The sequence below is a fragment of the Komagataeibacter saccharivorans genome, assembly GCF_003207825.1.
Taxonomy (GTDB): domain Bacteria; phylum Pseudomonadota; class Alphaproteobacteria; order Acetobacterales; family Acetobacteraceae; genus Komagataeibacter; species Komagataeibacter saccharivorans.
In genome coordinates, this window is record NZ_NKTY01000005.1 from 1 (window position 1) to 13,388 (window position 13,388).

Sequence of the window (13,388 nt, forward strand, 5' to 3'; positions counted from 1 at the left end):
GGGCGGGAGGGTTGATCTGGCCGTAAAATGTCTGGGTCATCCGAAACGTCTCTCAAAAAGTCCGATAAAAGTGGTCATCGCGCGCAGGGCTTCGTCCGTGTCCGCATCTGTTACGGATTCGGCCGGGTTGTGGCTGATCCCGCCTGCACAGCGGATGAACAGCATGGATACCGGGGCCAGATGCGCCATGATCATCGCATCATGCCCGGCACCGCTGACCAGCAGGCGCGCGGGCGCACCGCTGACATCGCCCACCGCCTGTTCCATAAGTTCCGTCAGCACAGAATCGCAGGGCGTGGCGTCCAGATCCTGCTGCAGGGCAATGTCGAGTTCCAGATCGCGCCGTGCCGCAACCTGCCGGATTACGGCGAGGATTTCTTCCGCTGCCCGGTCGCGCACCGCGTTGGTGCCGGCACGGACATCGACGGTGAACACCACTTCCCCCGGCACCACATTTGCGGCCCCCGGCATGACATGCAGCGAACCGACCGTGGCCACCAGACCGTCCGTGCCCGCGCGCGCAATGCGTTCGGCGGCAAGAATGACTTCCGCCGTACCCGCCAGCGCGTCGCGGCGCAGGGGCATGGCCACCGTTCCGGCATGGCCCGCCATGCCACGATACGTGACGCGATAGCGGTGCTGGGCCGCGATGGCGCTGACCACGCCCAGGGCGCGGCCTTCCGATTCCAGAACCGGCCCCTGTTCTATATGCGCCTCGACATAGGCAAGGACAGGATCGCCCCGGCGCGATGCTTCGTGCATGCGCCCGGCATCCAGCCCGAATTCCTGCAAGGCGGTGGCCAGTGTCGCGGTTTCCGCCCAGTCGGGCATATCCGGATCGGGCGCTTCCAGCACGCCCGCTACGGCGTGGGAGGTGAGCATGCCGGAGGGAAAGCGTGAACCTTCCTCGTCACCAAAACCGATGACTTCCAGCGCGAAGGGAAAGCGCTTTCCCGCCCGTGCGAAATGGGCCACCGCCTCAATCCCGAGGATGACGCCCAGCATGCCATCGAAAAAACCGCCATCACGCACGCTGTCGATATGCGAACCGATCAGCAGCGACGGGGCATCGGGGGTCAACCCTTCGTAACGGCCGATCAGGTTACCCGCCGCATCCATGCGAGTGGTCATGCCCGCCTGCGTCATCCATTCCGCCAGCCGGTCGCAGGTCGCGCGGTAGGACGGGCCGAGATAGGGACGGAACAGGCCGTCCTCCATCTGGGAATACGGCGCGCGGCCCAGTTCGGTGCAACGCGCGACCGCGCGTGCGCCGGATGGTCGGTCCATACAGACTGTCTCCTCTACCATGCCGCCACGCATCCATCGCTGCGGGGATCGGTTGCCCCTTCCAGCAGGCCGGACGCATGACGCACAAGCGCGCCCGCATGTCCCATCCTGGATGAAAACGGCTCGACGCGTTCCATCTGGTGGCCCGCCGCCTGCATGCGCGCGATGACCGCCGGATCGAAGCGGTCTTCATATTTCAGGCTGACGCTCGTCTCGCCCCACGTACGGCCCAGCAGCCAGCGCGGGGCGGTAACAGCCGCCTGCAACGGCACGCCATACCGCGCGTAACGGCTGAAGATGGCGGCCTGCGTCTGTGGCTGTCCTTCCCCGCCCATGGTGCCGTACACCATGGTGCGTCCGTCATCGAAACGCGCGCCTGCGGGGTTGAGGGTATGAAACGGCTTGCGACCGGGGCGCAGGCCATTCCACCCTTCGGGATCAAGGCCAAAGCTGGTGCCACGGTTCTGCCAGACAACGCCGGTGCGCGGCAGCACGATGCCCGAACCATATTCGAAATACAGGCTCTGGATCATGCTGACGGCCAGACCGTCGGAATCGATCACACCCAGCCACACCGTATCGCCTGCCTGCGATGGCCACGGCCACGGGGCCGCATGCGCCGGATCAATGGCATGCGCCATGCGGTCAAGCGCCTTGCGGTCATCAAGAATGTCCTGCGCCTGCACCGTCATGTAGGCGGGATCGCCCACATGCGTATCACGGTAGCGGAACGCCTGCTTGGTGGCTTCGACCAGACCATGCAGGTAATCGAAATCATCCGCCTTCGCGGCCTTGAGCCGGTCAAACAGCGCAAGGATCAGCAGCGATGCGACGCCCTGCGTGGGTGGGGCCATGTTGAACAGGTCAGCCCCGTGGATACGGGCATGGAGTGCTGGCTGATGACTGGCCTTGTGCGCCTGCAGGTCGGCCAGTGCAAGCGGACTACCCAGATCGCGCAGGTCGGCGGCCAGTTCACGCGCAACCGTACCATGGTAGAAGCTGGACAGTCCTTCATCAGCCAGTTGCCGCAATGTCCCGGCCAGACGGGGATTGTGCAGGATGTCACCTACCTGCGGCAGGCGGCCACCGGGCATGAACAGGTCCCGGAAACCGGGCACATCCTTCAGTTCACCGGCCTTTTCACGCGTGATGTCCGCAGCGCTGGCGGTAACGGGCACGCCCTGTTCAGCATAGTATATCGCATCGCGTAGCACGCGGCCCAGCGGCAGGCCGGGGGCCACTTCATGGCTCCACGCCAGCGCCATATCCCATCCCGATACCGTGCCCGCGACCGTATTGGCCGCAAGCGGCCCACGCCAGGGAATCGCATCAAGCCCGGCGGCATGGTAAAAACCGGCATCGGCCCGCTGCGCCGCAGCGCCGCAGGCATCAATGGTTTCCACCCGCCCATCGGGCCACATGGTCAGCCAGAACGCATCGCCGCCGATCCCGGTCATATGCGGATAGACGACAGCCAGCGCCGCCGCCGTCGCAACGGCGGCTTCCAGCGCGGTACCACCGGCCTTGAGCACATCCAGCCCGGCCTGACTGGCCAGATGGTGCGGGGATGTCACCATCCCCCGGCATGAACGCGGCGTATTCAGCATCCGCTATCCTTTCGGGCGTAACCCGCATCCAGTGGCTGGCAGCGCGCCAGGCCGGCACGTTGCAGTTCACCAGCCACCGCGAACAGCCTGTCCTCGCCACCCGGCCTGCCGATAAGCTGGATGCCCAGCGGCAGGCCATCAACCGCCAGCGGCGCCGCCAGCACCGGCAGCCCCGTAAGACTGATCGGCTGGGTGAAAATGCCCAGATTGGCGCGGGCGGACACAGTCTTGCCATCCAGCGTGATGGTAGGCTGGTCGATACGCGGCGCAACCCCGACCGTCGCGGGCGCTATGAACACATCCGCCTGCGCAAGGGCGGCGTGGACCTGTTCACGGAACCACCGACGGAAACGCTGGGCCTGCACGAAAGTGGCAGCGGGCAGCATAGCCCCGGCCATAAGGCGGCCCCGTGTTGCCGGGTCATACTGCATGGCGCGGCGGCGCAGGCGCGGCAGGTGCAGGTTGCCCCCCTCCGCCGCACTGATAAGGAAAGCGGAGGCCCGCGCACGCGCGACCTCGGGCAGTTCGATCACCCGATCACGCCCCAGATGGGCCATGACCGCATCAATGCCCGCCGTCAGTTCAGGACTGATATTACTGGCGAACCAGCCACCCAGCCGCGCCACGCGCACGTCACCCACATCCGGCAGCGCAAGCGGCGGCGCACCGGCCATGATGCTGTAGACGGCCTGCAGGTCCTCGACCGTGCTGGCCATCGGACCCACGACATCAAGGCTTGCGACAAACGGGTAAACGCCCTTCAGGGGCATCTGGCCATAGGTCGGCTTCAGGCCCCACACCCCGCACAGCGAAGACGGAACACGGATGGAGCCATTGGTGTCCGACCCCAGCGTAAAGGGCAGCATCCCCGCCGCGACGGACGCCGCCGACCCGCCTGATGAACCACCGGCCAGACGGGCCGGATCATGCGGGTTACGGGTTGTGCCGCTATGGGCATTTTCGGTGGAAAAGCCGTAGGCGAACTCATCCATGTTCAGCGTGGCGACCGGCACCGCGCCTGCCGCACGCAGGCGTGCGACGACCGTGGCGTCCGCCGTGGCGGGCAGGTTGTCACGCAGCACGATGGAGCCTGCCGTGGTGACTTCGCCACGCACGTCGAACAGGTCTTTCACGCCAAAGGGCACGCCAGCCAGCGGGCCGGGGTCCTTACCTGCCGCTACCGCCCGGTCCACTTCCTCGGCCTGCGCCACGGCGGCGGCACCGAGGATGCGCGTGACACTGTTAAAGCGCGTATCGCGGATTTCCATATCCGCGATCACGCCCGTCACGACCGATACCGCACTGCGACGGCCAGCGCGCACATCCGCCGCGATGGCCAGCGCGGCCCCGCGGGAGCATGTCACGACGCTCATGGTGTGTACTCGTAGGCGGGTTCACAGTCATCGGGCAGCGCAAACCCGCCCAACAGGTCGGCATAACCCTGCAGCAGGGCCGTATTCGCCACGACATCGGGCAGGCAGGCCGCCGGTATCGACAGGCCGATAATACGCGCCATATCGGCCACGGGGGGAACCTTGCGGTCATCATGCCCCGCCGCGCCGGGTGTTCCCGGCGCGGAAGGTGAAACGCTTGCTGCGCTGCTCATCTGTTCACTTTCTCCCGAATGGATAGATCTACCCGGGACGTATCATGCAACAGGCGGGTCAAGGCTGACCAGTTCCGGCACGTCATAGGCCAGCAGACTTTCCAGATGCTGCCTGCCATCCGCTACGTACAGGTCACGCCCAAGCCCGCGCACCAGACGTTCCACACCAAAGCGCATGCCGCTGATGGACGCGCCGGAAAGCCCCATGCTGGGCGTGGCCGAGAACGTGAAGTTGTGGATGTTGGCCAGCATCGGCGCCAGCGGGTCATCCGCGCGGCGCGGCTGGAACTGATAGGAATCACCCAGATACGGGTAGCTTTCCAGCACAGCACTTTCCGAACCGGCCGGCGCGGTATACCGCTCACCCCATAGTGCTACGGACGGCGCGAAGGATTTCGTTTCGGGCCGCAGCGACAGATCGGTCGCAAAGCCGGTGCCGATGATTACGAAATCGAATCGCATTTCGCCGGTGGGTGATTCGACCACGATCTCGTCGCCATCCATGCGCACGCCCGTCCACGGACAGCCAGTGCGGAAGGAAAAGGATTTGTGACGACGGCAACGCCAGAACGTATCCTGCGGCGGCGGCTGGTTCAGATCGAAAATCCGGCGCATGAAGCCCCAGCGCAGTTCATCCGACAGGGCGGGATAATATGCGAGGAAGCCGGTGTTCTCCATCCAGCGATACGGGTTGATGGACGGGATTTCCTTACGCCGCAGGCACAGCGTGACACTGCCCGCACCCTGTTCCAGCGCCGTCGCCGCATTATCGAACGCCGATGCACCAGCACCCAGCACGCCAATGCGCTTGCCCTTCAGGGCTGCGAAATCGATGGCTTCGGATGTATGGGCATAACGGTCACGCGGCAGGGTATCGCGGATGAAGTCGGGCACATGCCACGCACCACAGCCCTCGATGCCGGTGGCCAGCACCAGCTTGCGCGCATAATGCACATGGGTCGATCCATCGGGGCGGCGGAAGGACAGGCGCAGCAGGCCATCGTCCCATGTAACGCCAGTGAATTCGTGATCGTTTGCAACCGGCAGGTCGAGGATATCGCGATACCAGTCCAGATAGGCCTGCCAGTCATCACGGGGAATCTTGTCCAGTTCTTCCCATGCCTTGGCGCCATAACGGGCTTCGTACCATGAACGCGGCGTAAGCGACGGCACGCCAAGGTCCGGGCCGGTCACGTATTTGGGCGTACGCAGCGTGATCATACGCGCGAACGTCACCCACGGGCCTTCCCCACCCCGGCCGGCACGGTCGAAAATACGGACATTGGTGATATTGCTGCGCTTGAGCGCGAATGCAGTGGCAAGACCACCCTGCCCTGCGCCGATAATGGCCACATCCAGCACGCGTTGGCCGTCGCGCTCCATGGGAGGTATCCATTCCTTGCGGGGATACCGGATGATTTCCAGATCCCGTCGCACTGCCGCATCCAGTGCTGCAAGCCCCCCGGCTATTGCCTGCGTGTTGGTGTCCATATGCGGATCCCCGTCTGTATTTTTCGTTTATTGATGCAGTCCCGTCTGACGTCCCCCGACGCCATAACGGATATCCCCCAACCGCACCGTGATGGGGAAATCTAATCAGGGCGGGGGGTGTTTCGTCTAGTATAATGATTTCATCGTTCCGTTGCCAAAAACGCAACGAGGGTCAGACAACGCGCTCGTCGCTGACACCCTGCACACGGCGCAGTTCCTGGCGCAGTTCCTCGATTACCGTCTCCAGCAACGGCGGCAGCCAGCGGGATTCGCGCACATAGGCCCCCAGATCGGTCACCGCGCGCGTGTCGCGCAGCGGGACGTGCCGCAGGGTATCGTGTCCCGGTCCCACGCCCACGGCCAGCGGCGACTGGAACGCCAGCCCCACCCCCGCCTGCACCATGCGGTTGGTCAGTTCGATCGACCCGGTATGCAACACCACGTTCAGCCGGTCCTGCCACGACCGCAGCATGGGTTCCATGACGCGGTAAAGCGACAGGGTGCGCGTGGGCAGGATCAGGCGGTAGGCCACGCATTCCTCGATGGTGACGGTGCGCAGATGCGCCAGCGGATGATCGGCGCGCACCACCGCACCCACGGGAAAATGCGCCACCGCCACGCGCCGCAGTTCGGGATACAGGGCCAGCGAAAAGGCGATGCCAAGATCTACCCGTCCGTCCTGCAGGGCCGATACGATGGTCTTGGGCGCCCCCACCTCCACATGCAGTTCAACGGCGGGATAGGCGGAAATGATGCGTTCGAGCAGGGCAGGCAGGAGCTGGCCCGCGATCCCTTCCACCGCCATGATGCGCAGCCGCCCGTCATGACGGCCCGACAGGGCGTTGATCTGTTCTTCCGTCCGCGCGGCGTCCTGCATGACCGTTACGATATGGCGGGCCATGATCGTGCCCACTTCCGTCAGCACCATGCCATCGGGCAGGCGGTCGAACAGGGGCGCGCCGATTTCCGCTTCCATCTGGGCAAGCTGGCGTGTCAGGGCGGATGGCGTGACGTTAAGCCGCCGCGCCGCCTCGCGTATGGAACGGCATTCCCGCACGGCGTTGAAATACGAAATGCCACGCGCATGCAGGCGCATCATGCGCGGCGTACGGGCTAGCGGATCATTCATCTGGTCTGGTCACCCCGTCTCCCTCACCATCCCGGCACGCAGGGTGCAGGAAATGCGTGATAATTTCTGCCGCCACCAGTGCCGCGATGACCGGAGGGCGCTTGTCACGGACGCCCCTGTCCCCGATCGGGCAGATCATGGTGGCGATCCGCTCCTCCGGCAGGCCGATCTGACGAAAGCCCGCTTCAAACCGGCGGCGCTTGGTGTGTGAGCCGATCAGCCCGACATACCGGAAATCCCCGCGTTCGAGGATGGACGCAACAATCAGGCTGTCAAGGGCGTGGCTCTGTGTCAGGACCAGCGCGCCCGATCCCGGCGGGGCGGTGGCAACCAGCCGTTCCCAGTTTCCGTCATCATGCACCTTCACACCGGGGGGGATGACGGCACCGAATTCCTCGGGCCGCGAATCGCACCATGCCAGCCGCAGCGGCAGCGGGGCCAGCACATGCGCCAGCGCACGCCCGACATGGCCCGCCCCGAACAGCAGCAGCAGCGGCTGGCTGTGACGTTCGCATTCCAGCGCCGTCATGATCCCGTCCAGCGCACCGGCATCGGGCACATCAAGGGTAAGCACCACCTCCCCCCCGCAGCACTGACCCGAATGGCCGCCCAGACTGACCGGCAGGTCAACCGGGCCGCCGCCATGGGCCAGCAGGTCGCGGGCGGCCTGAATACCGTTCCATTCCAGATCGCCGCCCCCGATCGTGCCGGTCTGGGCTGTAGGCGTGACCAGCATGAAAGTGCCAGCCTCCCGCGGGGTTGACCCCCGCGCGACCGACACGCGTATCCGGGCGATGGGCTGGCCTTCATGCCGCCACCGCTCCAGATCCGCACGCATTGTCATGTTCATGACGGGTCAGGCAGGCACGCTGCCGTGGCGCATGCGCTCCGCCGTGCGCAGGATCATTTCCGGTGTGGCGGGGGCGTCCAGTCCGGGACAGGTGCGATAGTTATCCAGACTGGCCAGCGCATCGGAAATGGCCATGAACACCGAAACCCCATGCACGAAGGGCGGTTCGCCCACCGCCTTGGACCGGAAAATGGTGTGTTCGCGGTTCGGCGTGTTTTCCAGCAGTTCCACATTGAATATGCGCGGACGATCCGAACAGGCCGGGATCTTGTAGGTGCTGGGCGCATGCGTGCGCAGGCGGCCATTGCGGTCCCATACCAGTTCCTCGCATGTCAGCCAACCCGCACCCTGCACGAAGCCCCCCTCGATCTGGCCAATGTCCAGCGCCGGGTTAAGCGACTGTCCGGCATCGTGCAGGATATCGACACGCTCGATCCTAGTCTCGCCCGTCAGCAGGTCGATCACGACCTCCGAACAGGCAGCGCCATATGCGAAATAGTAGAAGGGACGACCCTGCCCCGTATCACCGTTCCATGAGATCTTGGGCGTCTTGTAAAACCCGTTGGCCGACATCGACACACGCGCAAAATAGGCCTGCCGTGTCAGATGCGAAAATGCGATGACCTTGCTGCCCACATGCACGCCATCAGGCGCGAAGCGCACCTCGTCCTCGCCCACGTTCCAGTGGGCAGCGGCGAATTCAACCAGCCTGCGCTTGATGCGCCGCACGGCGTCCAGCACCGCCATGCCGTTAAGGTCCGCCCCGCTGGACGCTGCGGTGGCGGATGTATTGGGCACCTTGCCCGTGGTGGTGGCGGTGATGCGGACCTGATCCGTGCCAAGGCCGAATTCCCGCATGGCGACCTGTACCATCTTGGTATGCAGTCCCTGCCCCATTTCGGTGCCGCCATGGTTCACCTGAACCGAGCCATCGGTATAGACGTGAACCAGCGCGCCAGCCTGATTGTAATGGGTGGCGGTAAAGGAGATGCCGAACTTCACCGGCGTCAGCGCGATGCCCCGCCGCAGATAGGGGCTGGCCGCATTGAAAGCCCGCGTGGCCGCGCGCCGCGCCGCGTAATGGCAGCGCCGGGCCAGTTCGGGCACCAGTTCGGCGCTGATCGAGTCCTCGACCACCATGTTATAGGGCGTCACGTTGCGGTCATGCGTGCCGTATACGTTGCGCAGCCGCACTTCCAGCGGATCAAGGCCGGTGGCGAAGGCCACTTCCTCGATCACCCGTTCCGCCGCGACCACGCCCTGCGGGCCGCCAAAACCGCGATAGGCGGTGTTGGACTGCGTATTGGTGCGCAGCGGTTCGGAACGCAGCCGCACATCGGGATAGAAATAGGCGTTATCGGCATGGAACAGGGCACGGTCGATGACCGGGCCGGACAGGTCGGCGGACCAGCCGCAACGCGCGGCCAGCAGCATGTCCACTGCAAGGATGCGCCCTTCATCGGTAAAGCCGACATCGTAATCAATGACGAAATCATGCCGCTTGCCGGTCATGGTCATGTCGTCGTCGCGGTCCAGACGCATCTTGGCCGCGCGTCCGGTCCGGTCCGCCACCAGCGCCGCAAGGCAGGCGCAGGCATTGGCCTGCGTTTCCTTGCCGCCGAAGCCGCCGCCCATGCGCCGCACCTCGGTCGTGATGAGGTTGGCGGGACGATCCAGAACATGGGCGATCATGTGCTGGGTTTCGGTCGGATGCTGGGTGGAGGAAATGACGGTCATCTCCCCCTCCTCCCCCGGCGTGGCAAGGGCGATCTGCCCTTCCAGATAGAAATGTTCCTGCCCGCCCACAGTAATGCGGCCCGAAAGCCTGCGCGGTGCATGGGCCAGACCGGCCAGCGCGTCGCCGCGCTTCATCTCCATTGGCCGCCACACCATCGGGCTACCGGCCGCACGAGCCTGTGCCACGTCCAGTATGGCAGGCAGGTCTTCGTATTCCACCTGCGCCAGACGGGCGGCGCGACGGGCAGCACCCCGTGTCGTCGCGGCAACGACAAACAGGGGCTGGCCGTAGAACGACACCAGATCGGACGCCAGCAGCGGTTCATCGCCCTTGCCCACCGGGCTGATCTGGTTATCGCCCGGAATATCGGCGGCGGTATAGACCCCCACCACGCCTTCGGCCTGCCTGACCGCACTCAGGTCCATGGATAGGATGCGGGCATGGGCGCGCGTGCTCAGCCCCGGCACCAGATGCAGCGTGCCACGGGGTTCGGGCAGGTCGTCGATATAGTTCGCGCTGCCCTGCACATGCATGGCCGCACTTTCATGGCGCAGGCTGCGGGTAGCCCCGCCCGGCACGATACCATCGCCCGCGACGGGCGTGACGAAGCTGTTTCCATCAGCCATGGGCGTGTTCTCCGGCAGCTTTGCAGGCCGTGCGCACACTGATCGGCGCGCGTGCCGCATCCGGCCCGCAATCAGCGTAAAGCCGTGTCAGCAGGTTGGCTGCGACCGTACGGCGGTACCAGTCACTGGCACGCATATCGGTAATGGGGGCAAAATCCTGTGCAATCGCCTGACGGGCGGCTTCCAGCGTGGTTTCATCCCATTTGCGACCCACCAGCGCTGCTTCCGTGCGGCTGGCGCGGCGCGGTGTCGCCGCCATGCCGCCAAATGCCACGCGGGCGTTTTCAATGGTGCCATCGGGGGTGATCGTCAGGGAAAACGCACCAAGGATGGCGGAAATGTCCTGATCGAACCGCTTGGAGATTTTCCATGCCCGGATAACGGTCTGCGGTCCGGGCACGGGAATGCTCACCCCTTCCACAAACTCGCCCGGCGCACGGTCCTGCCTGCCATAATCAATGAAGAAGTCTTCCAGCGCTATGGTGCGCCGCACATCGCCACGACGCAGGTGCAGACGCGCCCCCGCCGCGATCAGGACCGGCGGTCCATCACCGATGGGCGATCCGTTGGCGATATTGCCACATACCGTCCCGGCGTTACGCACCTGCACCGAGCCGATGCGGCGGATGACCTCATCATCCGGCTGGGGCAGTATTTCAGTCAGGGCAGCACGGGCTTCCTGCCACGTTACGGCGGCCCCGATATACAGGGCGTCCGGCCCGCGCTCGATCCGGTGCAGATCGGCAATGCCGCCAATGGGGACGATATGCGGCAGCACGCGCAGCCCCTTTGTCACCCACAGCCCGACATCGGTTGCCCCGGCCACAATGCGCGCATCGGGACTGGCGAGCAGCGTGCTGGCCAGCGCATCGGCGGTGGCCGGAATGGTCAGGCGGCCTGTCGGCCCGCTGATATCGACCGTGGCCCCGTCGCGCAGGCGGCGCAGACGATCGGCCATGTCCTGCGCCATGGCGTCGAAATGATCGGGACCGGCCTGCATGGCCTGCCGCATGGCGCGCACGATGGGCGCATACCCCGTGCAGCGGCACAGGTTGCCCGCCAGCATGTCGTCAATGCCATGTTCGTCCTGCGCCAGTCCGTCCGCCTTGCGCCCGGCCACCATCGACATGACGAAACCCGGCGTGCAGAAGCCGCATTGCGACCCATGCTGGTCCACCATGGCCTGCTGGACCGGGTGCAGGCTGCCATCCGGGGCGCGCATGTCCTCGATCGTCAGCACCTGCGCGCCATCCAGCATGGCGACAAACTGGATGCAGGCATTGACCGCCCGCCAGACCAGCCGGTCCCCTTCCAGCCTGACCACGAGTACCGTGCAGGCCCCGCAATCGCCTTCGTTACAGCCTTCCTTGGTGCCGGTCAGGCCACGGTCTTCACGCAGCCAGTCCAGCAGCGTGCGTGTCGGCGCGATATCCGCCAACGTATGATATTCGTTTCCAACATAGAAACGAACGTCGTGTCTGGTCCCCGTCAATTCTGTTCCCTCTAAGCGTGGCCACAGGACTGCCTCACCCCCCTCAAGGCAGACAGCCGGAACAGCCATTTCATGGTGTTATTTATAATATATGGGACCCAGTCTTACATTGTCACCCCGGTTAAAGGGAAGCCAAAAGCCATTACTGTATTGGACCCTATATATTCCCGTCACGTAGCGACAGCCGGCTCGCCTGTCGCATATGCGTGGACAGCGTGGAACGGAAGGCTGGACGCGGCACATAGGCCCCGTATCCGCCACCGGGCTGCACATCACCGTTTTTCCACACCGTCATACCGCCGCGCACCACCTGCACGGCACGACCGCCCAGCATGATCCCGGCATAAAGACTGTCCGCGTCCGGCGGGCATCGTTCCTCCGCCTCCGGGTCCCATAATACCAGATCGGCATCCGCACCGGGCATGATCGCCCCCTTGCGCGGATAGATATTGAAGGCGCGGGCCGGGGCTTCGGCTGTAACGGCCACGAATTCCTCCACCGTCAGCACGCCCGAACGCACGCCATATTGCCAGACCACGCGCATCCGTTCGGCCAGTCCCGCATCCAGTCCGTCACGTCCGCCGGGGGAAAAGCCGCTGGCCACCATGCCCACATTCCCCGATACCAGCGCCCCCCACAGCGCACGGCGATGGGCCATGTCCCTGAACGGCGGAATGGTTATGTAGCACTCATGCCCTGCATCGCCTTCAGGATCATAGACGGCTTCATCAATGACCAGATGGGCGGCCAGCACATGACCTTCCACGCGCTGGCCGCACAACCGGGCACCGGCAAGGGCCGCGACGGACTGGGTCGTGGAAACCGGGCCAACCTGCACCGGCGCGCCGCGCAGTCCGGCCAGCATGATGGCGCGCGCGGTCGCTTCGGCCTCGACCGGTGGCGGGGCGTACAAGGGACAGGCCTCGCTGCCACTGATACCGGCCTGTTCCAGTTCATCACGCAGGCAGGCGATCGCCTGCGCATTCTGCGCCTCGATCAGACAGAGCGCGCCCAGCCCTGCCGCATGACCGGCCAGTTGCAGGATATCGCGATCCTCCCGACCGCGCATCATGGACAGCACGAAGGAATTGACGCCGTGACACGTCACCAGTTCTTCCATGGCGCGGGACACGGACGCATCATAACCGGGCAGGTCCATATGCAGCCCGACATCGGTATGCGCGCCACGGGCCGCATGCCGCCAGTCGTGCCATGCTGCAACCAGATCGCCACCGTCGGGTCGCATCACGTCAAGGATTGTGGTCGTGCCACCCGCCAGCGCCTCAACGGTACGGGCAAAGCCGGCTTCATCCGCACCAATGCCCGTTCGGGGATCGACACCGCCCGGCAGGACCAGCAGGCCACCCGCATCCACCACGGCGCAGCCCGATGGCACCTCCAGATCGGGACCTACGGCAAGGATTTCCCCCACACCGCCACACAGCACGTCCACGCACAGCGATGCCTGCCCGGTGACCACCGTGCCGCCACGAACCAGCAGCAGGTCGCGCGTGTGTCCGTGTCGTATGCCCATGTTCCGCCTGTCCCGCTGCTACCCGCAA

At 64.9% G+C, this 13,388-nt stretch carries 10 protein-coding genes; all 10 read right to left on the reverse strand.

All coding sequences use genetic code 11. The features are described from left to right. Positions 1-36: 36 nt before the first annotated feature. The 10 genes from CFR79_RS04650 to CFR79_RS04695 all read right to left on the reverse strand — a co-directional run bounded on the left by CFR79_RS04650 (position 37) and on the right by CFR79_RS04695 (position 13,360). Complete coding sequence (locus CFR79_RS04650) at positions 37-1,287, reverse strand: allantoate amidohydrolase (protein ID WP_110547087.1); 1,251 nt, start codon at positions 1,285-1,287, stop codon at positions 37-39. 14 nt (positions 1,288-1,301) lie between these two features. Beyond that, complete coding sequence (locus tag CFR79_RS04655) at positions 1,302-2,894, reverse strand: gamma-glutamyltransferase family protein (RefSeq protein WP_110547088.1); 1,593 nt, start codon at positions 2,892-2,894, stop codon at positions 1,302-1,304. Next, positions 2,888-4,267, reverse strand: a complete 1,380-nt coding sequence (locus tag CFR79_RS04660) for an AtzE family amidohydrolase (RefSeq protein WP_110547089.1) — start codon at positions 4,265-4,267, stop codon at positions 2,888-2,890. Before CFR79_RS04660 ends, CFR79_RS04655 begins: the two co-directional genes overlap by 7 nt. After that, positions 4,264-4,500 carry a DUF4089 domain-containing protein gene (locus tag CFR79_RS04665; protein WP_102324493.1) on the reverse strand — a complete coding sequence of 79 codons (237 nt, stop codon included), beginning with the start codon at positions 4,498-4,500 and terminating at the stop codon, positions 4,264-4,266. Before CFR79_RS04665 ends, CFR79_RS04660 begins: the two co-directional genes overlap by 4 nt. A gap of 42 nt (positions 4,501-4,542) precedes the next feature. Continuing rightward, positions 4,543-5,991 (reverse strand): SidA/IucD/PvdA family monooxygenase, encoded by a 1,449-nt coding sequence (locus CFR79_RS04670; protein WP_102324494.1) that lies wholly within the window; start codon positions 5,989-5,991, stop codon positions 4,543-4,545. 172 nt (positions 5,992-6,163) lie between these two features. Further along, on the reverse strand, positions 6,164-7,120 hold the full coding sequence (locus CFR79_RS04675) for a LysR family transcriptional regulator (protein WP_102324495.1): 957 nt from the start codon (positions 7,118-7,120) through the stop codon (positions 6,164-6,166). After that, positions 7,113-7,970, reverse strand: coding sequence for a xanthine dehydrogenase accessory protein XdhC (gene xdhC / locus CFR79_RS04680; RefSeq protein ID WP_110547090.1), 858 nt, complete (start codon positions 7,968-7,970; stop codon positions 7,113-7,115). Before xdhC ends, CFR79_RS04675 begins: the two co-directional genes overlap by 8 nt. 6 nt (positions 7,971-7,976) lie before the next feature. Further along, complete coding sequence (xdhB, locus tag CFR79_RS04685; protein WP_181417355.1) at positions 7,977-10,334, reverse strand: xanthine dehydrogenase molybdopterin binding subunit; 2,358 nt, start codon at positions 10,332-10,334, stop codon at positions 7,977-7,979. Next, positions 10,327-11,826 (reverse strand): xanthine dehydrogenase small subunit, encoded by a 1,500-nt coding sequence (gene xdhA / locus CFR79_RS04690; RefSeq protein ID WP_110547091.1) that lies wholly within the window; start codon positions 11,824-11,826, stop codon positions 10,327-10,329. Before xdhA ends, xdhB begins: the two co-directional genes overlap by 8 nt. Before the next feature lie 157 nt (positions 11,827-11,983). Then, complete coding sequence (locus CFR79_RS04695) at positions 11,984-13,360, reverse strand: amidohydrolase family protein (RefSeq protein ID WP_110547092.1); 1,377 nt, start codon at positions 13,358-13,360, stop codon at positions 11,984-11,986. Positions 13,361-13,388 lie beyond the last annotated feature (28 nt).